Origin of the sequence: Myxococcus sp. XM-1-1-1 (assembly GCF_020037095.1) — a bacterium.
Lineage (GTDB): Bacteria > Myxococcota > Myxococcia > Myxococcales > Myxococcaceae > Myxococcus > Myxococcus fulvus.
Map to the genome: position 1 here is coordinate 54246 of NZ_JAIQDH010000003.1, position 24453 is coordinate 78698.

A 24453-nucleotide genomic window follows, 5' to 3' on the forward strand; every position below is an offset into this window, starting at 1 on the left:
CCCGGGCGGCTTCACGAGGATTCGCCCCCATCATGACGACGACGAACGAGACGCAGGGCCTGAACTTCCTCCAGGAGATCATCGAGGAAGACCGGCGCACGGGAAAGCACGCAGGACGCGTGCACACCCGCTTCCCGCCCGAGCCCAACGGCTACCTCCATATCGGCCACGCCAAGTCCATCTGCCTCAACTTCGGACTGGCGAAGCAATACGAGGGGCTGTGCAACCTGCGCTTCGACGACACCAACCCCGTCACCGAGGACACCGACTACGTCGAGGCCATCCAGCGCGACGTGAAGTGGCTCGGCTTCGACTGGGCGGACCGCAAGTTCTACGCCTCCGACTACTTCCCGAAGCTCTACGACTTCGCCGTGCAGCTCATCAAGCAGGGCAAGGCGTACGTGTGCAGCCTGTCGCCGGAGGAGATTCGCGAGTACCGCGGCGACTTCACCACGCCGGGTCGTGACAGCCCGTACCGCACCCGCTCCGTGGAGGAGAACCTGGACCTGTTCTCGCGCATGCGCGGCGGGGAGTTCCCCGACGGCAAGCACACGCTGCGCGCCAAAATCGACATGGCGTCGCCCAACCCCGTGCTGCGCGACCCGCCCATCTACCGCATCCGCCACGCGCACCATCACCGCACCGGCGAGGCGTGGCCCATCTACCCGCTCTACGACTTCGCGCACTGCCTGTCGGACGCGATTGAGGGAATCACGCACTCCGTCTGCACGCTGGAGTTCGAGAACCGGCGGGTGCTGTACGACTGGATCGTCGACAGCCTCATCAAAGGGGACCGGCCGTACCAGTACGAGTTCAACCGGCTGAACCTCAACTACACGGTGATGAGCAAGCGCAAGCTGCTCAAGCTCGTCACGGAGAAGTACGTCTCCGGCTGGGACGACCCGCGGATGATGACCATCAGCGGCCTGCGCCGCCGGGGCTTCACGCCCGCGTCCATCCGCGACTTCGCCACGCGCGCGGGCGTCAGCAAGACGCAGCAGCTCATCGACATGGGCGTGCTGGAGCTGTGCATCCGGGAGGACCTGAACGAGACGGCGCCCCGGGCCATGGCGGTGCTGCGGCCGCTCAAGGTGGTGGTGGAGAACTACCCCGAAGGCCAGGTGGAGATGCTGGAGGTGCAGAACCACCCGCAGAAGCCGGAGATGGGCACGCGCCAGGTGCCGTTCATGCGCGAGCTCTACATCGAGGCGGACGACTTCATGGAGGTCCCCGCCAAGGGCTTCTTCCGGCTGGCGCCGGGCAAGGAGGTGCGCCTGCGCTCGGCGTACTTCATCACCTGCAAGGAGGTCATCAAGGACGCGGACGGCAAGGTGGTGGAGCTGCGCTGCACCTATGACCCGGCCACTCGCGGCGGGGACTCGCCGGATGGCCGCAAGGTGAAGGGCACCCTGCACTGGGTGCCGGGCAACGCGCCCACCGCGGAGGTGCGGCTGTATGACCGGCTCTTCTCCGTGGAGAGCCCGGACTCGGACGACGCGACGGACTTCACCACGTTCCTGAACCCGAACAGCCTGGAGGTGCTGCGCTCGGCGCGCGTCGAGCCGATGCTCGCCGACGCGGCGCCGGAGTCGCGCTTCCAGTTCGAGCGGCTGGGCTACTTCTTCGCGGACCCGAAGGACTCGCAGCCCGGCAAGCCCGTCTTCAACCGCACCGTGTCCCTGAAGGACTCGTGGGTGAAGGAGAAGGGCAAGTAGTCGAGGACGCACGCTCAGGGTGTCGCCGGGCCCTTGCCGGGCGGCACCCTGCACGCGGCGTGACCCAGGATGACGTCCCCCTCGACGGTGCTCGTGGGCGTGGGCGTCCAGCCCGCCTGGAGCCGGGCGTCCAGGAGGTCATCGGCGCTGGGGCGACGGTCCCACACGGAGACCGCAATCACACCGCCCAGTCAGGTGGTGTCGAAGACGAGGTAGCCCCCGTCCTTCCAGGGCACCACCACGTCGTGGGTGAACTCGTCCTGGACGACGACCTCGGTCACGTCGCGCGGCGGCGTGCTCGCGAAGCCCCACCGCACCACGTCCTGGAGCAGGGTGAGCGGCCCAAGCTCCCGCTCCAGCGCCGAGCGCTCCTCGGGGGACAACCCATCCCTGTCGTTCAGCGGGAGCATGACCCCGGCAGTGTAGCCCCGCTCCGGGCGCGGACACACGTGGGGCCCCGCGCGGCCGTCCCCGCCGCCCGTCGGTCCGGGCGGAGGTGGAGGCCGCGAGGGCGGGTGTCACGTGTCAGGGAGGATAGGACACGAGGATGGCGGTGTTCTGATAGCCGCCCTTCGCGCCGACGACCCAGACATACAGCTTGCCGGAGGTGACCTGGGGGATGACGCACTTCTCGGCGTTGGTCTCCTTCATGCCGCGGCAGTCGTACTCGTAATGGTTGGGGATGGCCCCCATGCGCACGTAGAGGTCCGCGTTGCCCGTGCCGCCCAGCAACTGCACGGTGACGCTGCGCGGCTTCCCGTTCGCGCGCGCCGGCACCTGCACGATGTAGCCATGGCTGCCATTGGCGGGGGCGGACAGTCCGCTCACCACCACGTTGGGCTCGAGCGGGAAGAAGCCGCCGTCGAACTTCATCACCAGCGAGGCGTTGGTGTAGGGCGTATAGGTGTTGACCATCGCGTACCACTTGCCGGCGGTGGGCGTGGGGAAGACGCACTCCTCGTTGGCGCCGGAGCGGTAGGGCCGGCAGTCATAGAGGCCCGTCGTGGGGTAGTTGCCCTGGCGGATGTACAGGTCCGGGTCGCCCGTGGTGCCGGACAGGGTGAAGCGCAGGTTGGTGGCGCCCTCGGGCACCTCGGCCCAGCCGTACTCCTTGGCGCCGCTCGCCGTGCCGGAGAGGACGACGGGCACGTTGCGCTCCAGCTCGAAGGGGTCGGTCGGCTCGAACACCACGCCCACGTTCACGGCCTTCCAGGCCGCGGCGACGGAGGCGACGACGGACGCGTCGTAGCCCAGCTGGACGGCGGCCTGCTCGGTGGCGATCCTCGCGGCGTCGAAGGTGGAGTTGGGCATCAGCAGGTCCCGGTTGGCCTTGTAGAAGATGCGGCCCGCCATCTCGATGCCGATGCCCGTCACGGCCGGGCGCGTGGGGAAGCGCGGGTGCGTGCCGCCCTGGGCCAGCAGGTAGAAGGCCAGGTTGGAGATGCCCGAGCTGTAGTGGACGTCCACGCCGTTGCTGTAGTTGTGGTAGTCGTCCAGCGAGTCCCCATCCTGGGTGGGGTTGTTCATGTAGCGCAGCGCATCGCCGGGGACTTCGGGCGTCCACACGTCCTCGCCCACCAGGTAGGTGCCCTCGTTGATGACCCTGCCCTCGCTGTGCCACTCGCAGACGGCGCCGAAGATGTCGGAGATGGACTCGTTGAGGCCGCCGGACTCACCCGAATAGATGAGGTCCGAGTCGACTTCCGTCACCGCGTGCGTCAGCTCGTGGGCGATGACGTCCAGGCCGTAGGCCAGGTTGATGGCGGTGGTGCCGTCACCGTCGCCGAAGACCATCTGCTCGCCGTCCCAGTACGCGTTCACGTAGTTGACGCGGTGGTGGACGGTGGAGTGGAGCGTCGCGCCGAGGTCGTCGTAGGAGTCCCGGTCGAACAGCTCCTTGTAGCAGCGCCAGACGGCGCCCGTGTTGTCGTACGCCGCGTTGACGACGGGGTCCGCGTGCGGCGCTTCTCCCTCCCGGCGCGCCACCGTCCCCGGCAGGTCGTTGGTGTTCTGGCCGTCGTAGACGATGCGGTCGAGCGCGGAGTGGATGTGGTTGAAGCGCTCGAACACCTCGCCGGAGCGGGCGTTGACGAGCACCGACTCCTTCACGGGCGTGCCGTCCTGCTTCGCGCCCGTCACCAGCACCCGCCAGGAGAGGATGAGCTGGTCCTGGTCCCTCCAGTAGACGAGCGCGGGCGCCTTGCGGACGACGAGGCCCGGCACCGAACCCTTGTCCGCCAGGGCGTTGGCCTTCGCCAGGTCCACGCCGATGGGGTCGCTCTGGAGGGCGGCAAGGCCTCCTCGCGCGTTGCCGTTGATGGCGAAGACCTGGCCGTCGCGCGCGTGCAGCCGCAGCTCCGCGCCCAGCACCTCCACGCCGTGGTAGCGCACGCCGAAGCGGTAGTGCGTGTCCCCGTCGGAGCCGACGTAGGCCTTCTTCAAGAAGAGCTGCTCGGTGTCGAGCTTGAAGAGCGGCGCCACCCGGGCGAGCACCGGCGCGAGGGAGTGGGTCTGAAGTCCCTTGAGGGCGAGCTTGCCGGTGGGGACCTCACCGAACCTGCCTCGGAGGAAGGTGGGGACCTGGTCCGGGTCCGCGGAGAGGACTTCATGGCCCTGGGCGAGGGCCGCTGCTGCCTGGGTGGCGGCGTCGTCGTGTAGGTCCTTCGGTGTGTCGGCATCGGTGCAGGCGCTCAGTGTCAGGCTCAACAGCGTGGCACCCAGGACACCGCGTCCCCGTTTCACAAACATGCACTACCCCCCAGCGAGAGATGAAGTCGCCAGCCTGTGCAATCACAACCCGAAGGAGAATTCGGTACTGGCAACCCCATCGCAATCTATCGCGAGGCCCCGGCAGTGCCCTCTCCCTCCCCGTCGGAGTTTGCTTGTCCTGAACACCTCCCTCCGCGACAGCGTCCGTTGCCTGATGTTGGTCGCTCGCGGTGTCCGGAGGACCTGGGGACGCGTGTTCCATCACCCGCTCGTCTGGGACTCCAGGACAGGGTCCGCCATGTCTGGGATTCTCAGGGAATGAAAGGACGCGAAGCTGCTACGGTGCGCGTCATGCGACGAGGATGTGGGTGGAGGCTGGTGTCATGAGCGCGCGGCGGGAGGTTCGCGCGGACTTCGACCGGGGCTCCATCGTGATGTATCAGGCCTATCCGGACGCCATCGCGGACGTGGCGGTGGCGACGCAGCGCTTCGGGCCGCCGTTCTCCGTGGGGCGGATGACCTGGGTGAAGCCCAGCTTCCTGTGGCTGATGCACCGCTCCAACTGGGGGCGCAAGAGCGGGCAGGAGCGGACCCTGGCGGTGCGCATCCACCGCGCGGGGTGGGAGGCGGCGCTGGCGGTGGGCGTGCTCACCGCGTACGAGCCCGGCGCCCACGGCTCACCGGAGGCCTGGAGGAAGGCCTTCGAGGTGGCGCCCGTCCACGTCCAGTGGGACCCGGAGCGCTCGTTGCGTGGCGCGGGGCTGCCGCACGACAGCATCCAGGTGGGGCTGGGGCGCGCCATCATCCAGCGCTATGTGGAGGATTGGGTGGTCTGCATCACGGACGTGACGCCGCTGGTGCACAAGCTGCGCAAGCACCTGGACGAGGGGCGCGCGGAGCAGGCCACCCGGCTGTTGCCCCGCGAGGCCGTCTATCCGGTGCCGCGGGAGCTGGTGCGCCGACTGGGGATGTGAACGGCCGGCAGCGTCCGCAGTACGCTCGGGGCACCTTCCCTGGGGGAGGGGCCGTTCAACTGGAGCTGGGGGTCTGACGATGGGAATCACGCTGTCCCCGCGGGAGTACGCCACCGCGTTCCGTCTGCTCGCATCCACCGCGCGCCATCCGGAGAACATCGCGCGGCTCGTCGAGGAGCGCTTGTCTGCGCGCATGTCCCAGGCGCCGTCGCTCCTGGACGTGGGCGCGGGCTCCGGCAAGGTGGCCCAGGCGCTGGCGCCGCGCTTCGGCTCGCTCACGTTGCTCGAACCCAACCCGGAGCAGGTGGCGGGGCTGCGGCTGGAGAAGGCGAAGGTGCTCATCGAGCCCTTCGAGCGGTTCGATTCGTCCGAGCGCTTCGACCTGGTCCTGTGCTCCCACGTCCTGTACCACGTGCCGCCCTCGGACTGGCCGGGCTTCATCGACCGGCTCCTGTCGTTCGTGCGTCCCGGAGGCCACGCCCTCATCATCATGGCGGCGGGGCGCGGGCCCACGTTCGAGCTGTGCCGCGACTTCGCCGACACGCTGAACTTCGGGCAGCTGCTCCTGGACACCCTGGGGCGCATGTCGCTCTCGCACGAGGTCCTCCCGGCGATGAGCGGCTTCACCGCGCGCACCTTCGAGGAGATGTTCACCCTCTGCCGCTTCTTCGTGCTGGAGGGGTGCTTCACGGCCGAGCAGCTCGCGGCGATGGGGCCGGAGGCGTCGCGGGAGATGGACCGGAAGCTGCGCCTGCACGCGGAGGCCTGCCTGCGTCCGGACGGCACCTACCAGCTGGAGCAGGACGAGGACATGGTGCTCATCCCGAGGCCGTGACTCAGCGGCTGGGGCCCATCGCCTCGCGGTTGAGCGAGCCGCACTCGGCGATGCGCTGGACGCGCAGCTGGGCGAGGCGCGCCAGGGGGGCCGCCGTCTGGGGCCCCTCCAGCAGCTCCACCGCGCGGGCTATCGCGTCCAGGGTGGACATGCCCGCAGGGTGGCTCGGCTCGCGCAGGTGGAGCATTCCCGGGGGCGGCGGTGGCAGCACGAGCCGGGGGAGCAGGCGCAGCGTGGGGAGCCGCTGGCTCATCCGCCGCGCCTGGGACCAGCTGCCATCCAGCACCACCACCTGCCGGGGCGGCGGGGTGTCCTCGGGGAGCTCGGGCCCGTCCGGGAAGAGCAGCCACGTGCCGGGCTCGGCGAACAGGGAGCTGTCCAGGACATCGGCGGGCGAGCCGTGGGTGAGCAGGGTGGCGTTGGTGAGGGCGAGCGCGGCCACCCGGCCGGTGTTGCTCTTCTTGCGGATCTCCAGCGCGTGCTGCACCAGGAGGAACCGCGTGCGCGTCTGCACGCGGGGAATCTCCGCGCACAGACACAGGTGCGACGGGAGATAGCAGCGGTCACATCGGGGGCGGAGGGCAACGCGCGAAGACATCCTCCGACATCCTGTTCCGTGGCCCCCCGGAAGAGAAGCGTTGTTTCGCCCCGCCGGGAGGTGGGGCCCGGCACGCTCCCCCGGTGTGATTGATACAGGCCGGAGGGCTCAGCCCAGCAGCCGCTCCCCCAGGAGGAACCCCACCGTCATGGCCACCACGAGCAGGGCGCCCTGGAGCTTCGGGGGGGCGGGCAGGGGGATGTCGAGCAGCCGGCATCCCGCGCCGATGAGCAGCGCCAGGGCGACGCCGACGAGGGCCAGGGTCATGACCTGCTCTCCTGGGTCTCCCCGGTGGGCCCACCGCAGTGGATGTGATTGCGCGACGGGCGCGAGGCGAGCAGCCGGTCCGTGAGCGTGTAGCCCGTCGTCATGGTGACGACGAGCAGCGCGCCGACGAGCGCCGGCGGCGCGGGCACGGGCACCCCCAGCCAGCGACAGCCGAAGCCGATGCCCAGGCCCAGCAGCAGTCCCACACACAGTTTCCAGTTCACGCGTCGTTCTCCAAGGGGGTGCGGCGGGGGACCATCGGCGCGGCGCCGACGTAGTGATGGACCACGGGGGGATGCGCGTCCTGGTGCAGCGCGCGCAGCTGCTCCTGCAGCGCCTTCTCCTCGCGGGTGACGCGCTCGTGCTGGCGCAGGTGCTCCATCCAGGAGCCGAGCACGAAGTACTCGAGGAACCGCCCGGGCTCCGCCGTGTCCTCCATGACGCCCCACTGCACCGCGCCGTCGCGCCGTCGCGTGTCGCCCAGCTGGTGCACCAGGGGGAGGAACGCCGCGCGACCCGTGGGGGCGACGCGGTACTCCACCGTCACGAGGACCGGGCCCTGGTCCTTCTCGACGTCCTCGGAGACCTGGGGCGTGGGCCAGTGGGCGGACGGCGCGGTGTCGCGAGCCATGGCCTGGCCCAGGCGGAAGCGCAGCGAGAAGAAGCCCGCGAGCACCGCCGCGCCCGCCGCCACCGTCAGCGACACGGGCACGCCGAAGCGCTGGGCCACCGAGCCCCACACCAGGCCGCCGCCGGCCATTCCCGCGGAGAACACCACGATGTAGAGCGACAGCGCGCGGGCGCGAACCCAGGTGGGCACCGACAGGTGCGTGGCTGTCTGGAGCGAGGACAGCACGCTGATCCACGCCAGCCCGTTGGCCACCATGGCCACGCCCAAGACCGGCAGGCTGCGCACGAAGGCCACCGTCACCATGGTGAGCGCGTAGAGCAGCGTCGCCCCCAGCACCCACCGGTCCACGCCCCACCGCGCCCGCATGCGGGGCAGCACGACGGCGCCCGCCACCGCGCCCGCGCCGATGCACGTGAGCAAGAGCCCGTACGTGCCCGCGCCCGCGCCCAGCTCCTTGCGCACGACGATGGCGAGCTGCGCGGGCAGCGCGCTGGCGAAGGCGTAGAAGCAGGCCGACTTGAGCAGCACCGAGCGCAGGTCTCCCGAGCGCGCCGCATACCGCAGCCCTCCGCGCAGCGCGGTGCCGAAGGGCTCCGACGGGAGCGTGGACTCCGCCTTCGCCCGCCGCCAGGACACGAGCGCCAGCAGCACGCCCAGATAGGAGACGGCGTCGATGGAGAAGGCCCACCCCACGCCGAAGCGCGCGACGATGAGCCCACCGAGCGCGGGGCCCACCGAGCGCGCGATGTTCATCCCGATGGAGCTCAGCGCCACGGCGGGCGCGAGCAGGGGCCTGGGGACCAGCTCCGCGGTGGTGGCCGCCTGCGCCGGCATGGCCATGGCCGCGCCCATGCCCAGGGCGAACGTCAGCCCCAGCAGCGTCCACTCCGTCATCTCCCCCACCATGGAGGCCCACGCGAGCAGCGTGGCCATGACCAGCATCCACACCTGGATGGTGATGAGGTAGCGCCGCCGGTCGACGATGTCCGCCAGCGTGCCCGCCACCAGCGCGAACACGACGACGGGCATCGTGGTGGCCGACTGCACCGCGGCCACCATCAGCGGCGAGCCGGTGCGCTCCGACATGAACCACGCCGCGGCCACGTCGTGCACCCAGGTGCCGATGTGGCTGGCCAGCACCGCGAGCCACAGCGTGCGGAACGTGGCGTGACGCAGGGGCGCCAGGGCCCCCACCTCCTGGGCCACGGGGGCGGGGCTCACCGCGACGTTCGCTTCAGAAGGCATAGCAGAGGCACCCCAGCGCTCCCCAGAAGCCCGTCGCGTCGGAGGTGGGCACCTCGTGGCGCGACGCGTGTGTCCTCCCGTGGCCGTGCACGGCGCAGGCGTCGCCGTGGGCGTGTGACGCGTTGGCGAGGGCCTCGCGGGCCTGGGCCAGCGTGCCGCCCTGGTAGCCGCCGAAGCGATTCACCGGGGACCAGTCCGGCATGGGCCGGGGCAGCTCGGGCGCCAGCGGCTCGAAGTCTCCCGTGCCGTGCACCACCCGGCCGCCCACCACCGTCAGCACGCTGGTGATGTGCTGGATGGACTCCTCGGGCACCTGGAAGTAGTCCGAGGACAGCACGGTGAAGTCCGCGAGGTAGCCCCGCTTGAGCAGTCCCTTCTTCTCCTGCTCGTGGGAGAACCACGCGCTGCCGTGCGTCCACAGGCGCAGGGCCTCCTCGCGCTCGAGCAGGTTGTCCTCGCCGTACATGGACAGGCCGCCCAGCGTGCGGCCCGTGACGAGCCAGTACAGCGCCACCCAGGGGTTGTAGCTGGCCACGCGCGTGGCGTCCGTGCCCGCGCCCACCGGCACGCCCGATTCCAGCATCTTCCGGACGGGCGGCGTGCGGCGCAGGGCGTCCTGGCCGTAGCGCTCCTGGAAGTACTCGCCCTGGTAGACCATGCGGTGCTGCACGGCGATGCCGCCGCTGAGCGCGCGCACCCGCTCGAGGTTGCGCTCGGAGATGGTCTCCGCGTGGTCGATGAACCAGTGCAGGCCGTCCAGCGGCACCTCGCGGTTCACCTTCTCGTAGACGTCCAGCACCCGGCTGATGCTCTCGTCGTAGGTGGCGTGGATGCGGAAGGGCCAGCGCTTGCTGGCGAGCAGGTGGACGACGGACTCCAGCTCACCCTCCATGCCCGCGGGCAGCTCCGGGCGGGGCACGCGGAAGTCCTCGAAGTCCGCCGCGGAGAACACCAGCATCTCGCCCGCGCCGTTGTGGCGCATCATGTCGTCGCCCTGCCGGGGCGAGAGCATGCGGGTCCAGCGCTCGAAGTCCGCCTGCTCGGAGCCCTTCTTCTGGGTGAAGAGGTTGTACGCGATGCGCACCGTCAGCTCGCCGTCGGCGTGCAGCTTCTGGATGATGTCGTAGTCCTCCGGGTAGTTCTGGAAGCCGCCGCCCGCGTCGATGACGGAGGTGACGCCCAGCCGGTTGAGCTCGCGCATGAAGTGGCGCGTGGAGTTGAGCTGGTACTCCGGCGGCAGCTTGGGGCCCAGCGCGAGCGTGGCATAGAGGATGAGGGCGTTGGGGCTGGCCAGCAGCAGGCCGGTGGGGTTGCCGCGCGCGTCGCGCTCGATGCGGCCCCCGGACGGCTCGGGCGTGTCCTTGCCGTAGCCCACCGCGCGCAGGGCGGCGCCGTTGAGCAGGGCCCGGTCATACAGGTGGAGGATGAAGACCGGTGTCTCGGGCGCCGCGGCGTTGAGCTCGGCGAGCGTGGGCAGGCGCTTCTCGACGAACTGGTGCTCGCTGAAGCCGCCCACCACGCGGACCCACTGGGGCGCGGGCGTGCGGGCCGCCTGCTCGCGCAGCATCGCCATGGCGTCCGCCAGCGAGCGCACGCCGTCCCACCGCAGCTCCAGGTTGTAGTTGAGTCCGCCGCGAATCAGGTGGATGTGGCTGTCATTGAGGCCGGGGATGAGCCTGCGCCCGCCCGCGTCGATGACCCGGGTGGAGGCTGTCGCGAGCGCCATGATGTCTCGCTCGTCTCCCACGGCCTCCACGACGCCGTCGGTGACGGCCAGGGCTTGGGCCTGGGGGAGGTCCCGGTCCAGGGTGGTGACGCGGGCGTTGCGGACAATCAGGTCGGCCATGAGGGGAGCTCGTGCTGAGGGGGAGGCGGGACGACGGCCCGGCGGAGCGCTCGAGAGGGGGCTTCGAGTCCGCCGCCGGGCTACGAAGGGGGCACGGCGGACGTCAGTGACCGCCGCCCTCGGAGGCGTTGAACATGCTCTTGGCGTACTGCACGCCCAGGCCGTAGCCGCCGCCGTGGGCGACCGCGACGCCCGTGGTCATGGCGTAGGTGGCGCCGCGCGCCCAGTCGCGCTGGAGCTCCAGCAGGTACTGGAGGCTGGTCATGGGGATGGCGCCGGCCTGCACCATGCGCTGCACGGCGCGCTCGTGGGCCTCCTGGGACACGTCACCGCTGGCGTCGGTGATGACATACACCTGGAAGCCCTGGTCGATGGCGGACAGCACCGGGCCGACGATGCACACGCCCGTCCAGAGGCCGGCGAACACGACGCGCGCCTTGTCGAAGCGGTTGACCTGTTCGGTGACGTTCGGGTCCTCCCAGCAGTTCATCGTGGTGCGGTCGATGACCTTCGCCTCGGGGAAGACCTCCTTGATTTCGGGGAAAAGGGGGCCGGAGAAGCTCTTCTCCGCGACGGTGGTGAGCAGCGTGGGGACGCGGAAGCCCGCGGCGGCCTTGCAGACGAGCGCGGTGTTGTTGCGCAGCAGCGGCAGCTCGATGCTGTGGGTGGCGAAGGCCATCTGGGACTGGTGGTCCACCAGGATGAGCGCGTGGTTGTCCGGGGTGAGCAGGCTCTTGCCGGGCGTGGGGGAGGCGTTGGGCATGGGGCGTCTCGCGGGGCTTCGGGGGTGTCAGGGAATTGATTCCAGTCATTGTCATGAAACACGGGGAGGCCCGTGTCGGCATCACCCGAATGGGGGATGCGCCGTTTCGATGGGCAGCCTCGCGGATGTGAGTCTTTTCACGGGGCGACGACGGGGGTACCTTGCGACGCATGACTTCGAAGGACGCGAACATCCGCATCCTGGTGGTCGACGACCATCCGATGTTGCGTGAAGGGCTCTGCGGGATGATTGCCGGTCAGCCGGACATGACGCTCGTGGCGGAGGCGGAGACGGGCGAGCAGGCGCTGCGGGCGTACCGGGCGCACACGCCGGACATCACGCTGATGGACGTGCAGATGCCGGGGATGAACGGCATCGATGCCATCACGGCCATCCGCGCGGAGTTCCCCGCGGCGCGCATCATCGTGCTGACGACGTACAAGGGAGATGCGCAGGCGCTGCGCGCCATCAAGGCGGGGGCGTCCGGCTACCTGCTCAAGAGCATGCTGCGCAAGGAGCTGGTGGAGACCATCCGCAGCGTGCATGCCGGCCGTCGCCGCATCGCCGCGGACATCGCGTCGGAGCTGGCGGAGCACGTGGCGGATGACGAGCTGACGGCGCGCGAGCGGGAGGTGCTGATCCGCGTGGCCGCGGGCAACGCGAACAAGGAGGTCGCCGCGCAGATGGGCATCTCCGAGGAGACCGTGAAGACGCACATGAAGAACGTGCTGACGAAGCTCTCCGCGCGGGACCGGACGCACGCCGTGGTGGTGGCGATGCGCCGGGGCATCATCGACCTGTGAGGTGAGCCGGGCTCAGGGCTTGGTGGCCTCGCGGGTCATCTCCACCATGGTGGGGCGCCAGCCCAGGCGGGCGAACATGCGCTGGGCGGCCTCGTTCTTCGCGGCCGTGTGCAGCACGACGCGCGGCACGCCCAGGGCGGTGAGCCGACGCATCAGCTCCTCGGCGAGCTGGGCGCCCACGCCCGCCTTGCGCGCCTTGGCGTCCACCCAGAGGTCATGGAAGCCTCCGGAGCGGTCCAGCAGGGCGTTCCAGTCCACGGGCTCGACGCGGCCGTAGGCGTAGCCCACGACCTCGCCATCCATCTCCGCGACGATGACGACGGCGTCCGGCTTCTTCGCTTCGCGTCCCAGCCACCAGCGGTAACCGGCCTCGACGTCGTCGGGCATCATGAAGCGCTGGTTGTCGAAGTCGTGGTGGAGCTGGGCGAGCGCCGCGCCCATGCGGCCCAGGGCGGGTTCATCCGAGGGCTGTGCGGGACGGAGGGTGATGGTCATGCGGGGCTCCTCTGCGGGCCGCGCAAGAGGCGCGGGGCGGCGAGCCTCACACAGGCCCGAGGCGCGTGCACCCCTCGCGTCATCTCTGTGGGGTGGTGGACGGGGGCGATGTCCACCGCGTCCATTGTCTGGAAGGACAATGACAGATGCTGCCCTGACGCGGTTGGTGCGTCCATTGTCGGAAGGGACAAGGCTGTTGTCTGGTTTGTGGGGTGGGGATTCGTCGGGATTCGCTTGTTCTTGGGAGTTGGTGTTAGTGATTGTTCCGGTGTGGATGCCGCGTCGGCGCTGGGGAGGTCGACGATATTCGACGCCGGAGGTGGGTGACATGCGCGGAATGGCTTCGTGTCTGCTGGGGCTCATGATGCTCCTGGGGAGTCCGTCGTGGGCCGAGCCGCGAGGCGAGGTGGACCGCGCCCAGGAGGAGCTCCTGCCCCTGGCGGTGGTGACCTGTCCCGTGGGGGCCTTTCGGACCACGTTCACGCCGCCGCTGCGGGAGACCCCTCAAGATGTACGCATCCAGGGGGAGGGAGGATTCAGCAACTGTTACACGCTCCTGGGTGAGCGGGTGACATCGTCGGTGAGTGCCACGGACTTCGTCAGGCCGAACTACGACTGTTTTGACCTGCTGGAGATCCTCCCGGTGACGATTCAGCTCACCTGGAACACGGGAGAGGTCTCGACGTTCCGTCTGACGCAGGTGACGGCGCGGGCGGATGGGCCCCTGCTGGTGCTGGTTCAGACGGGGACGGTGCTGTCGGGGAAGTTCGAGGGAGCCACGGTGGTCATGAACGTCACCTTCACCTCCACGGACCTCGATGCGTGCCGCAGTCCCGAGGGGCTCCGTGGCATGAGCGCCACCCAGACGCTCGTGATGACCCGGGTGCTCTGAGTCGCCGGGCGGAGGCAGCACGTCCATCGTTCGAAGGGACGATGCTGTCTGTCGGGATTGCCGCCGGCGATGGCCTGGTGGAGCAATGGCTGTCTGTTCGTAGCGCGGTGAGATGAGTGTGTCTTGTGTGTCCTGTTGTTAGGCGCTGTTCCTGATTGCGTCGATGCGGATGGAACCGGAGAGCCCTGGGACCTCTGTCATCGGAGGGGTGTGTGACATGCGTGAGATTGCTTCGTGCCTGATGGGTTTGCTGTTGCTCGTGAGTGGCCAGGTGTCCGCGGAGCCGAGCGTTGAGGGAGGGGCTTCGTCGCGTGAGGTCTTGACGCTGGCGGTGGTGACGTGTCCGGTGGGCGGCGTCCAGATTCGCTACAACCCGCCGTTGCGGGACACCCCGCAGGATGTCCGTATCCAGGGTGAGGGGGTGTTCAGCAACTGCGTCACGGTGCTGGGAGAGCGCGTGACGTCCGGGACGACTGGGACGGACGGCGTCCGGCAGGGCTACAGCTGCGCGGATCTGCTGGGCATCGTGCCGGTGCCGGCGGGGCAGCTCGTCTGGAACACGGGCGAGGTCTCGACGTTCCGGCTGACGCAGATTTCGGCGCGCGTGGACGGACCGTTGCTCGTGGTGGTGCAGTCGGGGACGGTGCTGTCGGGGAAGTTCGAGGGCGCGCAGGCCGTCAACACCATCGCCTTCGCCGCCACGGACCTGGATGCGTGCCGTTCCCCCGAGGGGCTTCCCAGGATGAGCGGCAACCAGACCCTGGTGCTCACGAAGCTGCTGTAAAGCACTCCGTTTCACGCACCTGGACCTGGGGTGGAGCTGGGCGAACGCCGCGCCCATGAGGCCAGGGCGGGATCGTCGGAGGGCCATGTGGGGACGGAGGGGGCCGGTCACGCGAGGCTCCTCCGCAGGCCGCGCGAGGGTGCGGGGCGGCGAGCCTCACACGGGCGCGAGGTGCGTGCACGGCGCTCGTCACCACTGCGGAGCGGCGGACTGGGACGCGGGCCTTGTCCTGGGTTCGTCGGTGCGTCGTCATGATGAGGACGGGATGTCCCGACACCGTCCATTGTCTGTCGGGACACGCGCGATGTCTGTTTTGTGCGCGCGAGCGTGGGCGGCGTCGCGCGTGCTTGATGTCTGGTGTCATGGGCGTCTGGCGCGAAAGGCCTTGACCCGAAGAGAGCGCAACTGGCGCTATGAGGTGGGGGACATGCGTGGACTTGCTTCATGGCTGTGGGTGCTGGCGATGCTTGGCAGTGGTCCGGCGTTCGGCGCGTCGGGCGAAGGAGTCCTTCCCGCGTTGACGTTGTTGACGTGTCCGTTGGGGACGACGGTCAGCGAGTACTCTCCGTCCTTGAAAAACGAACCCCAAGACGTGACGGTCCGTGGGGCGGGGGAACTCAGAGGATGCATCGGATTGCTGGGGGCCCAGGTTTCTTCGGCGAGCAACCGGACGGAGACGTTCCGTCCTGGGTACAGCTGTCTGGATTTGCTGGCCATTGTCCCGGTCCTCGCGCGCCTGACCTGGAACACAGGGGAGATCTCCGAAATCGCGCAGACCCAGGTGATAGTGCGCACCGAGGGGCTCTCGCTCGTCTTCGTGCAGATGGGGACGGTCCGGTCCGGGAAGTTCGAAGGGGCGACGGTCGTCCGGACGTTCTCCTATCTCTCGACGGACTTGGAGGCCTGTTCGTCCGCCGAAGGGTTGGCTCGACTGGAGGGAACCCAGACGCTCGTCCTGACGGGGCTGCTGTGAGCGCCGTCGGCAAGTTGGCTCACGATGCTGAGAAGGAGACGTGACATGCGCGGGATGGCCTCATGTCTGATGGGATGGATGATGCTCGCGGGCAGTCCTTCGTCGGCGGAGCCGCGAGGCGAGGTGGACCGCGACCGGGAGGAACTGCTGCCCCTGGCGGTGGTGACCTGTCCCGTGGGAGCGTTCCAGACCACGTATACCCCGCCGCTGCGGGACACTCCTCAGGACGTACGCATCCAGGGGGCGGGAGGGTTCAGCAACTGCTACACGCTGCTGGGTGAGGACGTCAGGTCGACGTCGAGCGCGGCGGACTTCGTCAAGAGGGGCGCCTCTTGTTCGGATCTGTTGGAGATCGTCCCTGTGACGAATCAGCTCACCTGGAACACGGGAGAGGTCTCGACGTTCCGACTGACGCAGGGGGCGGTGCGAGCCGATGGGCCTCTGTTCGTGTTGGTTCAGACGGGGACGGTGCTGTCGGGGAAGTTCGAGGGGGCCACGGTGGTCATGAACGTCACCTTCACCTCCACCGACCTCGATGCGTGCCGCAGTCCCGAAGGGCTCCGTGGCATGAGCGCTACCCAGACGCTCGTGCTGACCCGGGTGCTCTGAGTCGCCGGGCGGAGGCAGCACGTCCATCGTTCGAAGGGACGATGCTGTCTGTCAAGAACACCGCGGCCTGTCGCCTGGTGAAGCAATGGCTGTCTGTTCGTGGCGCGGTGAGATGAGTGTGTCTTGTGTCCTGTTGTTAGGCGCTGTTCCTGATTGCGTCGATGCGGATGGGACCGGGAAGCCCTGAGACCTCTGTCATCGGAAGGGGTGTGTGATATGCGTGAGATTGCTTCGTGCCTGATGATGTCGCTGTTGCTCGTGAGTGGCCAGGTGTCCGCGGAGCCGAGCGTTGAGGGAGGGGCCTCGCCGCGTGAGGTCCTGACGCTGGCGGTGGTGACGTGTCCGGTGGGCGGTATCCAGATCCGCTACACCCCGCCGCTGCGGGACTTCCCTCAGGATGTCCGTACCAATGGTGAGAGTGTGTTCAGCAACTGCGTCACGGTGCTGGGAGAGCGCGTGACGTCCGGGACGTCCGGGACGGACGGCATCCGGCAGGGCTATAGCTGCGCGGACCTGCTGGGCATCCTACCGGTGCCGGCGGGGCAGGTCGTCTGGAACACGGGCGAGGTCTCGACGTTCCGACTGACGCAGATTTCGGCGCGCGTGGACGGACCGTTGCTCGTGGTGGTGCAGTCGGGGACGGTGCTGTCGGGGAAGTTCGAGGGCGCGCAGGCCGTCAACACCGTCACCTTCGCCTCCACGGACCTGGATGCGTGTCGTTCCCCTGAGGGCCTTCCCAGGATGAGCGGCAACCAGACCCTGGTGCTTACGAAGGTGCTGTAGGTCTCTTGGGGGACGAAGCGCCGGTGGCCCCGCGTCCCGCCCTGTGACCAAAAGGTCCGTGAGTCAGGCGGAGAGCTGCCTGCCCTTGTTGCGCCGACGCTCGCGGGCGTCGGCGCTGATCATGTCCACCATGCTCGTCCCCGCGACGCCGGCGACGGCGAGGCCGCCGAACATCACGACGTAGCTGGACACGCCCGCGCCACCGCATTCGACGCACGCGATGGCCGGGTCGTCCGGCGCGTAGTGGACAGCCATCTTCGTGCCGGAGGCATACCGGCGCGTCAGCCGCTGCGCGTCCGGCAGCGCGCCCGTGTCGTTGCCGCCGAAGGAGACGGTGTCGGACGTGTAGTGGCTGCCGCCCACCGTGTACTCGTAGCGCACCTCGGGGTGGAAGCGGGTGTTGCGCCGGTCGTGCATCGTCTGCACGGACGAGGAGACGACGGTGCCCTCGGTGGTGGGCCACTGCTCGCTCGCATGCGCGCGGTACAGCAGGCGCCCGCCTCCGTAGGCCAGCATCACGCCGAACAGCAGCATCAACCCCGTCATCAATCCCTTCATCATCTCGGCCTGTCCTCGCGCTGGCCCGGGGAGGCCCCAGGGCTCACGGTTCGCTTCCTGCAGTGCAGAAGCCGCGCCAGCATCTCTCCTCGGGGGCCATCATCCGGCGATGGGGCAATTCGCCCCGCGTGGGGCGGTTCGCCCCATGCCCGTTCGCTTGGGGCTCCCCGGAACGCGTCAACGGGGGCAGACTGTGAGGACCATGCCCTCCCTCGACACCGAGCTGGAAACCGCCCGTCGAATCGCCCGTGAAGCAGGCGCCGTGCTGCTCCAGGTCTACGCCACACCCTTCGCGGTGGAGGACAAGGCGGGCGGGCAGGGGCCCGTCACCGAGGCGGACACCCGCGCCAACGCGCTCATCGTGGACGCGCTGCACCGGGCCTTCCCGAAGGACGGCGTGGTGGCGGAGGAGTCGGAGAACGACGCGGTGGCGACCCGCTTCGAGCGGTGCTGGTTCGTGGACCCGCTCGATGGCACCCAGGAGTTCGTCCATCGCAACGGTGAGTTCGCCATCCACATCGGTCTGGCCATCGGCGGCGAGGCGCGGCTGGGCGTCGTCTACCGGCCGGTGGGCGACAAGCTCTACTCGGGCGTGGTGGGGGAGGGCGGCTTCGTGGAGGAGGCGGGCGCGCGCCGGGCCCTGCGGGTGTCGGACGTGGCGGAGCCCTCGGCGCTGCGCCTGGTGGTGTCACGCTCGCATCGCTCGAAGCTGACGAACCAGGTGGTGGCGCGGCTGGGAATCACCCGCGAGCAGGAGTCCGGCTCGGTGGGCATCAAGTGCGGCCTGCTCGCGGAGTCCGTCGCGGACCTCTACCTGCACGTCAGCTCCAAGAGCTACCGCTGGGACAACTGCGCGCCGGAGGCGGTGCTGCGCTCCGCGGGCGGAATCCTCACGGACCTGGGCGGCACGCCGTATCGCTACAACACAGCGGAGCTCCAGAACGTGCGCGGCCTGTTGGCCTGCAACGCCGCGGCCTTTCCTCACGTGCAGCCGGTGGTCACCCGCTTCGCTCGCGAGGCGGGCCTGCTCGACTGAGCAGGCGGACCTGTTCGAGGGGACATCCTCGGGCGGACAGCCCTTCACCGTGTCGGCACCTCGCGGAACGTGAGCCCCTCGAGCCCGAGGTGACTCACGGCGTCCTTGAATCGTTCGGTGCCGATGACCATCGTCGCGAGGTTGCCGAGCCGGAACAGGTCCACCTCGGTCGGCAATGAGGCTGCGTCCAGAATCGGGTCATCGGGGCGCTTCAGTCCCATTCGACCGCAGGTCTTGCACGGCCCCGGATGGTCTGGCGGCATGCAGTCTCGATGCAGATGCCCCTGGAGTGGGATTTCAAGCTCCAGAAGCGCTGGGGCCTGCTTCTGACGGAACCGCAGCTCGGTAGGGAATCCACGAAGGCCGTTCACCGCCTGCTCCTGAAGGCGTTGAAAGGGCTCGTTCTGAATCATCAGGGCGGTTGCCGACCACGCGAAGTCCGGGACCTTCCCAGTCACCCGACCGACGAGTGGTCCGAACTCAGTCCCTGGGGGGAGCTGTGTCTCGGGCGGCACGAGCGGGCGGACGAGGTCGCGCAGCCGCATGAACTCTTCGTAGGGCTCGGGTCGAGCCTCCTCGAAGGACTCGCTCTCCGCCAGTCGCGACAAGTCGACACTGGGCAGGTGGTGCCCCGCGCTACTCCAGGTGACCGCGCAGGCGGGGCATGTCCGCAGGCCCGGCAGTCCCCACTTGTGGGACGCGTCCACCAGCCCACCTCGCTGGGCCGCCGCGACGCGGTCTTCGTCCACCCAGAAAAATCGCCGCATTCACCCTCACGTCCCTGGCCGCGAATAGTACGATTGGATGGGGCCACCCAGTAGCTGGAAGCGATAGATGAGCTCACCCGCGTGCCTGAAAATCGCCTCCGGCGACGCTTCGCCATTGTCCCGTTGGAACTGTCGCCAGGCTTCGTTCCACTCTCCGCCGCGATTGCCTCCACTGTGGATCCTCCGATGAACCTCATAGGGAATCGGCAGCGTGTAGCTGTGGATCTTGACGCCCTGGCGCCTGAACCATCTCGCGAGCCCTTCCTCCTGGGGAAGATGTGGTGCTTCTCCCATCGCCCAGGCGGGAGTCGGTGCGATGGCGGAACGACCTGCTCCGCGCCATTCCAGTTGGGGAACGTCATGATGGGTTCGCCCGGCAGCCTCTGGGCATCTCCCCAATTCCGACGAGGCCCACTTCCCGGAGCTGCTGCCGCGGCGGGTGGACGGGACGGTGGGAACCGCGCCGGCTCAATCACTCCCTCGAAGCGGTCCTCGCAGCGATAGAAGCCGCAGCGATCGCCGAGACACAACAGCGTGACGCACTGGTCCTCGTGCGGCGCTTCGCACTCGAGCTCCGCGGACTCCCATGCCTCCTGCATGGGAGGTGGCGGTGTCGCGGCACAGGCCATCCACGCCAATGCGAGAATCGATAGACACCAAGAGCGCCAGTTCCGACAGACAACTGTTTGCATGAAGACCCCCGCGCCAGCATTGGCCAATCAGGGAATATCCATCAAGAACCTGATGCGTCGAGGACCCGGCGGACCTTGCCGTCAGGCTTCCTCCGCCGCGTGGCGGAGCTGCGCGAAGAGTCTGGCCAGGTCTGGAAGCTGGTAGTGGGCGTTGAGCCCGCTGGGATTCGGCAACACCCACAGGCGCGTGGCGCCGAGCGTCTCCGGCTGGAGCCCGAGCTTCGCCTTGGGCCTCGCGAAGGCCGTGCGGTACGCCCCCACGCCCAGCACCGCGAGGACCCGCGGCCGATGGCGACGGACCTTGGCCTCCAGGGACCTCGCGCCTGCCCTCAGCTCCGAGTCGTCGAGCTGGTCCGCCGTCGCCGTGGCCCGGTCGACCACGTTGGTGATGCCCAACCCGAACCCCAACAGCGCCCCCTGCTCCGAGGGCGACAACTGCCGGGGCGTGAAGCCCGACTGGTGCATCGTCGGCCAGAAGCGATTACCCGGGCGCGCGAAGTGGTACCCCACCACCACCGAGTACAGGCTGGGATTGATGCCGCAGAACAGCACGCGCAACCCCGGGCCGATGAGGTCCGGCATGGTGTGGCCCATGGCGGCATCGAGCTCCTCGCGCGTGGGTCGCCGTGATGCGGGCATGGGGCGCTTCTCGCACCCCTCGCACGCCGTGACAACGCTTCGCTGGCGCCCGACGCGTCCGCTGGGGCACTCTGTCGCGATGCGTCCCCGTGGGGACGTCCCCTTCTGATTGCTGGAGACCCCGCACATGGCTCACATCGTGACGCTGACGCTCAACCCCGCCATCGACGTCGCGACGTCCGTGCCGGAAGTCACGCCGGAGCACAAGCTGCGCTGCGGCTCGGTGCGCAGGGACCCGGGCGGCGGCGGCATCAACGTGGCCCGCGTGGTGCGCGAGCTCGGCGGTGAGTCCATCGCCGTCTACACCCGCGGCGGCGCCACGGGGCTGCTGCTCGAGGAGCTGCTGGAGGAGAAGGGCCTCCTTCGTCGCTCCATCCCCGTGGAGGGCTCCACCCGCGAGAGCTTCACCGTCGCCGAGGGCAACAGCGCCCGCGAGTACCGCTTCATCCTCCCTGGCCCCGTTCTCACCGAGCGCGAATGGCAGCGCTGCCTGGACGCGGTGGGTGAGGTGTCCCAGGGCGCCGCCTTCATCGTCGCCAGCGGCAGCCTGCCCCAGGGCGTCCCCGAGGACTTCTACGCGCGCGTCGCGCGACTCGCCAAGAAGCTGGGCGTGCGCTGCGTGGTGGACACCAGCGGCAAGGCGCTCGCCGCCGCCCTGGAGGAGGGCGTGTTCCTCGCCAAACCCAACCGCCGCGAGCTGCGGGAGCTGACGGGCATGCAGGTGGAGGACCTGGACGCCCAGGCCTCGGCCGCCCGGGAGCTGGTCGCCCGGGGCCGCGCGGAGGTGCTCGCCGTGTCCATGGGCGCCGATGGCGCGCTGCTCACCACCCGCGACGTCCAGCTCCGCGCCTCGCCGCCTCCGGTGGAGACCCACAGCTCCGTCGGAGCCGGGGACAGCTTCGTGGCCGGGGTGACCCTGGCGCTCGCCCGGGGACAGTCCCTGGAGGAGGCCCTGCGCTGGGGCATCGCCTCCGGCACCGCGGCGCTCCTGTCCCAGGGGACCGACCTGTGCGCCCGGGCCGACGTCGAGCGTTTGTTCACGCTGGTGAAGGCGCTGCCCGTGGCGCGTTCGTAACCCGGGTGGGCCTTGCCTCCTCGCACGCCCGCCGGGCGGGGCGGCGGCATGTCTCGACAAGGATGGCCGGGATTGGACAGAGTGCGCTCGCGTGTCCGCCCCCACTCCGCCGCTCCCCGTTGATTCCCGTGTCCGCCTCGGCCCCTGGCATTGGGTCGCGCTCCTCGTCGGCGTGACGCCGCTCGTGGTGTACGCGTTCTCGCCGCGCGTCGGTGACCTGGACCTCTACTTCCGGACGGCGCGCGCGTTCCTCACCGGGGCCACGCCCAACCAGGACTTCCGCTTCGAGTATCCGCCCTACGCGCTGCTCTGGTTCGTGCCGGCCGCGTGGCTGCGCTCCACGCAGTGGGAGTTCGTCCCCGTGTTCGGCCTGCAGCTGGCCATCATGGACGGGCTCATCAAGTGGACGCTCCTGCGCGAGGGCGCGCGGCGCTGGGGCCGCGAGTGGCGCTCCGTCGTCCCGTGCCTGGCGTACTCGGTGACGTCGTGGGCGGCGGCGCTCTACTACCTCAAGCGCTACGACCTCATCCCCGCGGTGCTGACGCTGGGCGCGCTGGTGGCGCTGGCCCGGCGGCGGGACGCGCTCGCGGGCCTGGCGCTCGCGGTGGGCATCGTGACGAAGCTCTACCCCGTGGTGCTGGTGCCGCTCGCGGTGGCGGTGTGCTGGAAGCGCGGCACGCTGGGCAAGCTGGTGATGGGATTGACGCTGGGCGTGGCGCCGCTGGTGCCGCTGAGCTTCGTGTGGCCGTGGTGGGGCTTCGCGTCGTTCCACGTCGACCGGGGCCTGCAGGTGGAGTCGCTGGGTGCGTCCCTCCTGTGGGCGGCGCACCACCTGGGGCTGGTGAAGGGAGTGCTCTGGGTGCACGCGCCGGCGGCGTACGAGCTGCACGGCGCCGTGGCCGAGGGCGTGAGGGCGACGACGCGCTGGCTGTGGGTGGCCGGCTCGCTGGGCATGGCCGCGCTGGGCATGTGGTCGGTACGCCGCAAGATGCCGGAGCGGGTGGAGGACCTGGCCCGGCTGGCGCTGGGGCCGCTGGTGGCCTTCATCATCCTGAACCCGGTGCTCAGTCCCCAGTTCCTCACGTGGCTGATGGGCGCCGCGGCGCTGTCGCTCCTGTCCGGCTCGCGCTCGGTGGCGGTGCTCGTCCTGGTGGCGGCCATCCTGTCGCGAGGCGTCTTCGTGGGCCCCACGTACAAGCATGGGCTGGGCATCCCGCAGACGCTGCTCCTGCTCACGCGCAACGGGCTGTTGATGGCCGCGGCGGTGCTGCTCGTGCGTGATGCGTGGCGCCGGGCCTCGGTGAGCGCCTCCGCGCCGGACGCCTCCGTGCCGTCGGTGGACTTCATCCCCGCGGCGACGGAGCCGGTGGACCCCGCGAGCGTGGGGCTCGCCGCTCAGCGACGGTAGGGCACGCCGCCCTTCATCACCCAGCGCACGCGGCGCACGGCGGAGATGTCCCTGGTGGGCTCTCCGTCCACGGCGACCAGGTCCGCGAAGAGCCCGGGTTTTACCTGCCCGAGCGAGTCCTCGCGGTGCAGCATCCGCGCGTTGCCGGACGTGGCCGCCTGGAGCACCTGCACGGGCGTCATGCCGTACTCCACCATCAGCTCCAGCTCGCGCCCGTTCTCTCCGTGCGCGAACACGCCCGAGTCCCCGCCCACGCACATGGGGACCCCGGCCGCGAGCGCCGCGCGGAAGCTGACCTTCTTGGCCTGGATGGCGGCGGGCTCCGGGTCCACCCCCTTCTTCCAGCCGTGGTAGCGGTAGAGCGCGTCGCCTGCCGCGAGCGTGGGGCAGAAGAAGACGCCCCGCTGGGCCATGAGGCGGAAGACCTCCGTCGTGCCGCCGTCGCCGTGCTCGAGGCTCTCCGCGCCGGCGAGCACCGCGCGGCGCATGCCCTCGGGTGTGCTGGCGTGCACGGAGACGGGGCGGCCGCCGTCGCGCGCGGTGTCGACGATGCGCTTCAGCTCCTCGAGCGAGTACGTGGGGCGCGCCTCGCCACCGGGGCCCCAGCGGTAGTCGCCGTAGACCTTCACCCAGTCCGCGCCCCGGCCCATCTGTTCGCGCACCGCGCGCACCAGCGTGTCCTCGCCGTCGGCCTCCTCGGCGCCCTGGGGGACGTGCCACTCGGGGGCGAAGCCCTTGGGGCCGTAGGTGCCGCTGGCCACCAGCGCGCGCGTGGCCACGAGCAGGCGGGGGCCGGGGATGATGCCCTGCTGGATGGCCTGCTTGAGGCCGACGTCCGCGTCACCCGCGCCCTCGGTGCCCAGGTCGCGCGCGGTGGTGAAGCCCGCGAGCAGCGTCGCCTTCGCGTGCTGGGTGGCGCGGGCCACGCGCAGGGCCAGGGCCTCCTTCAGGACCTGGTCGTTCCAGTTCGCCTCGTTGTACGGGTGGAGGAAGAGGTGGGAGTGGCCCTCGATGAAGCCGGGCAGGAGCGTGGCGCCGGCGAGGTCGACCCCCTCGGCGCCCTCGGGGACCTGGACCTGGCCAGCGGGGCCGGCGGCGGTGATGCGCTCACCGGTGACGACCACCACCCAGCCCGCGTGGGGCTTCGCGGTGACGCCGTCGAAGACGCTCGTGGGGCGGAGCACGTAGCTCTTGGGCGGCGTGGGGCTCGCGGGCTGCTGGGCCGAGGCCGTGGTGACGACGAGGGCGAGGAGGAGGGCGCGCATGGCGGTGCCGGGGAGTGGGTGTGGGGGAGGGGATGATGACGCGCCACCAGGAGAGGGGCCACTTCGCCGCCCGGGGGGTGTGGGGACAAGC

26 protein-coding genes and 1 pseudogene are annotated in these 24453 nt (G+C 69.6%); 12 read left to right on the forward strand and 15 right to left on the reverse strand.

Features of this window, described 5'->3' with window-relative positions:
* The first annotated feature begins 32 nt into the window (after positions 1 to 32).
* Positions 33 to 1715 (forward strand): glutamine--tRNA ligase/YqeY domain fusion protein, encoded by a 1683-nt coding sequence (locus tag K8640_RS07880; RefSeq protein WP_141327090.1) that lies wholly within the window; start codon positions 33 to 35, stop codon positions 1713 to 1715.
* Between the two features lie 14 nt (positions 1716 to 1729).
* Here the strand turns inward: K8640_RS07880 and K8640_RS07885 are convergent, their stop codons facing one another.
* The 3 genes from K8640_RS07885 to K8640_RS07895 form a co-directional block, all read right to left on the reverse strand.
* Positions 1730 to 1897 carry a hypothetical protein gene (locus K8640_RS07885; RefSeq protein WP_223746511.1) on the reverse strand — a complete coding sequence of 56 codons (168 nt, stop codon included), beginning with the start codon at positions 1895 to 1897 and terminating at the stop codon, positions 1730 to 1732.
* 9 nt (positions 1898 to 1906) lie between these two features.
* The gene (locus K8640_RS07890; protein ID WP_223746512.1) at positions 1907 to 2125 is read right to left on the reverse strand and encodes a hypothetical protein; all 219 of its coding nucleotides are present in this window, start codon (positions 2123 to 2125) and stop codon (positions 1907 to 1909) included.
* Positions 2126 to 2240: 115 nt separating this feature from the next.
* Entirely contained in the window at positions 2241 to 4421 is a 2181-nt protein-coding gene (locus K8640_RS07895; RefSeq protein WP_223746513.1) for a M4 family metallopeptidase, read from the reverse strand.
* A gap of 386 nt (positions 4422 to 4807) precedes the next feature.
* Here K8640_RS07895 and K8640_RS07900 point away from each other — a divergent pair, with 386 nt between their 5' ends.
* Entirely contained in the window at positions 4808 to 5398 is a 591-nt protein-coding gene (locus K8640_RS07900) for a DUF4291 domain-containing protein (RefSeq protein ID WP_141327096.1), read from the forward strand.
* A 79-nt stretch (positions 5399 to 5477) separates the two neighbouring features.
* A complete protein-coding gene (locus K8640_RS07905; protein WP_223746514.1) occupies positions 5478 to 6233 on the forward strand; it encodes a bifunctional 2-polyprenyl-6-hydroxyphenol methylase/3-demethylubiquinol 3-O-methyltransferase UbiG in 756 nt (251 codons plus the stop codon).
* 1 nt (position 6234) lies between these two features.
* On the opposite strand, the gene K8640_RS07910 is transcribed toward K8640_RS07905, so the two are convergent.
* From K8640_RS07910 to K8640_RS07935, 6 genes are all read right to left on the reverse strand, one after another.
* Positions 6235 to 6831, reverse strand: a complete 597-nt coding sequence (locus tag K8640_RS07910; RefSeq protein ID WP_141327100.1) for a tRNA-uridine aminocarboxypropyltransferase — start codon at positions 6829 to 6831, stop codon at positions 6235 to 6237.
* Positions 6832 to 6939: 108 nt separating this feature from the next.
* Complete coding sequence (locus K8640_RS07915; protein WP_046712630.1) at positions 6940 to 7098, reverse strand: XapX domain-containing protein; 159 nt, start codon at positions 7096 to 7098, stop codon at positions 6940 to 6942.
* Positions 7095 to 7322: a DUF1427 family protein gene (locus K8640_RS07920; RefSeq protein ID WP_046712631.1), complete on the reverse strand. Its 228-nt coding sequence runs from the start codon at positions 7320 to 7322 to the stop codon at positions 7095 to 7097. Before K8640_RS07920 ends, K8640_RS07915 begins: the two co-directional genes overlap by 4 nt.
* Complete coding sequence (locus K8640_RS07925) at positions 7319 to 8974, reverse strand: MFS transporter (protein WP_223746515.1); 1656 nt, start codon at positions 8972 to 8974, stop codon at positions 7319 to 7321. Before K8640_RS07925 ends, K8640_RS07920 begins: the two co-directional genes overlap by 4 nt.
* Positions 8964 to 10820, reverse strand: coding sequence for an amidohydrolase (locus K8640_RS07930; RefSeq protein WP_223746516.1), 1857 nt, complete (start codon positions 10818 to 10820; stop codon positions 8964 to 8966). The genes K8640_RS07925 and K8640_RS07930 overlap by 11 nt, the downstream gene beginning before the upstream one ends.
* Before the next feature lie 103 nt (positions 10821 to 10923).
* A complete protein-coding gene (locus K8640_RS07935) occupies positions 10924 to 11583 on the reverse strand; it encodes a hydrolase (protein WP_223746517.1) in 660 nt (219 codons plus the stop codon).
* Positions 11584 to 11753: 170 nt separating this feature from the next.
* Between K8640_RS07935 and K8640_RS07940 the strand changes: the two genes are divergently transcribed.
* Positions 11754 to 12386, forward strand: a complete 633-nt coding sequence (locus K8640_RS07940; protein WP_223746518.1) for a response regulator transcription factor — start codon at positions 11754 to 11756, stop codon at positions 12384 to 12386.
* 12 nt (positions 12387 to 12398) lie between these two features.
* Here K8640_RS07940 and K8640_RS07945 read toward each other — a convergent pair whose 3' ends face one another.
* Positions 12399 to 12881 carry a GNAT family N-acetyltransferase gene (locus K8640_RS07945; RefSeq protein WP_223746519.1) on the reverse strand — a complete coding sequence of 161 codons (483 nt, stop codon included), beginning with the start codon at positions 12879 to 12881 and terminating at the stop codon, positions 12399 to 12401.
* A gap of 328 nt (positions 12882 to 13209) precedes the next feature.
* Here K8640_RS07945 and K8640_RS07950 point away from each other — a divergent pair, with 328 nt between their 5' ends.
* The 5 genes from K8640_RS07950 (at position 13210) to K8640_RS07970 (ending at position 16922) form a co-directional block, all read left to right on the forward strand.
* Positions 13210 to 13773, forward strand: coding sequence for a hypothetical protein (locus tag K8640_RS07950; protein WP_223746520.1), 564 nt, complete (start codon positions 13210 to 13212; stop codon positions 13771 to 13773).
* A gap of 217 nt (positions 13774 to 13990) precedes the next feature.
* Positions 13991 to 14557, forward strand: a complete 567-nt coding sequence (locus K8640_RS07955; protein ID WP_223746521.1) for a hypothetical protein — start codon at positions 13991 to 13993, stop codon at positions 14555 to 14557.
* A 427-nt stretch (positions 14558 to 14984) separates the two neighbouring features.
* On the forward strand, positions 14985 to 15530 hold the full coding sequence (locus K8640_RS07960; RefSeq protein ID WP_223746522.1) for a hypothetical protein: 546 nt from the start codon (positions 14985 to 14987) through the stop codon (positions 15528 to 15530).
* A 45-nt stretch (positions 15531 to 15575) separates the two neighbouring features.
* Positions 15576 to 16139, forward strand: coding sequence for a hypothetical protein (locus tag K8640_RS07965; protein ID WP_223746523.1), 564 nt, complete (start codon positions 15576 to 15578; stop codon positions 16137 to 16139).
* Positions 16140 to 16355: 216 nt separating this feature from the next.
* Entirely contained in the window at positions 16356 to 16922 is a 567-nt protein-coding gene (locus tag K8640_RS07970; protein ID WP_223746524.1) for a hypothetical protein, read from the forward strand.
* Positions 16923 to 16985: 63 nt separating this feature from the next.
* On the opposite strand, the gene K8640_RS07975 is transcribed toward K8640_RS07970, so the two are convergent.
* Positions 16986 to 17483, reverse strand: coding sequence for a DUF3592 domain-containing protein (locus tag K8640_RS07975; protein WP_223746525.1), 498 nt, complete (start codon positions 17481 to 17483; stop codon positions 16986 to 16988).
* 199 nt (positions 17484 to 17682) lie between these two features.
* On the opposite strand from K8640_RS07975, the gene K8640_RS07980 reads away from it, so the two are divergent.
* Complete coding sequence (locus K8640_RS07980; protein ID WP_223746526.1) at positions 17683 to 18516, forward strand: 3'(2'),5'-bisphosphate nucleotidase CysQ; 834 nt, start codon at positions 17683 to 17685, stop codon at positions 18514 to 18516.
* 44 nt (positions 18517 to 18560) lie between these two features.
* Here the strand turns inward: K8640_RS07980 and K8640_RS07985 are convergent, their stop codons facing one another.
* From K8640_RS07985 to mug, 3 genes and pseudogenes are all read right to left on the reverse strand, one after another.
* Entirely contained in the window at positions 18561 to 19283 is a 723-nt protein-coding gene (locus K8640_RS07985) for a double-CXXCG motif protein (protein WP_223746527.1), read from the reverse strand.
* Positions 19284 to 19289: 6 nt separating this feature from the next.
* Positions 19290 to 19975 (reverse strand): annotated as a pseudogene (locus K8640_RS07990) (TIGR02269 family lipoprotein).
* 81 nt (positions 19976 to 20056) lie between these two features.
* Positions 20057 to 20614 carry a G/U mismatch-specific DNA glycosylase gene (gene mug, locus K8640_RS07995; protein WP_305070643.1) on the reverse strand — a complete coding sequence of 186 codons (558 nt, stop codon included), beginning with the start codon at positions 20612 to 20614 and terminating at the stop codon, positions 20057 to 20059.
* A 127-nt stretch (positions 20615 to 20741) separates the two neighbouring features.
* On the opposite strand from mug, the gene K8640_RS08000 reads away from it, so the two are divergent.
* Complete coding sequence (locus K8640_RS08000; RefSeq protein ID WP_223746528.1) at positions 20742 to 21689, forward strand: 1-phosphofructokinase family hexose kinase; 948 nt, start codon at positions 20742 to 20744, stop codon at positions 21687 to 21689.
* Between the two features lie 91 nt (positions 21690 to 21780).
* The gene (locus K8640_RS08005) at positions 21781 to 23097 is read left to right on the forward strand and encodes a glycosyltransferase 87 family protein (RefSeq protein ID WP_223746529.1); all 1317 of its coding nucleotides are present in this window, start codon (positions 21781 to 21783) and stop codon (positions 23095 to 23097) included.
* Here the strand turns inward: K8640_RS08005 and K8640_RS08010 are convergent.
* Positions 23085 to 24362, reverse strand: a complete 1278-nt coding sequence (locus K8640_RS08010; protein WP_223746530.1) for an amidohydrolase family protein — start codon at positions 24360 to 24362, stop codon at positions 23085 to 23087. The two genes, K8640_RS08005 and K8640_RS08010, sit on opposite strands and share 13 nt — an antisense overlap.
* Positions 24363 to 24453 lie beyond the last annotated feature (91 nt).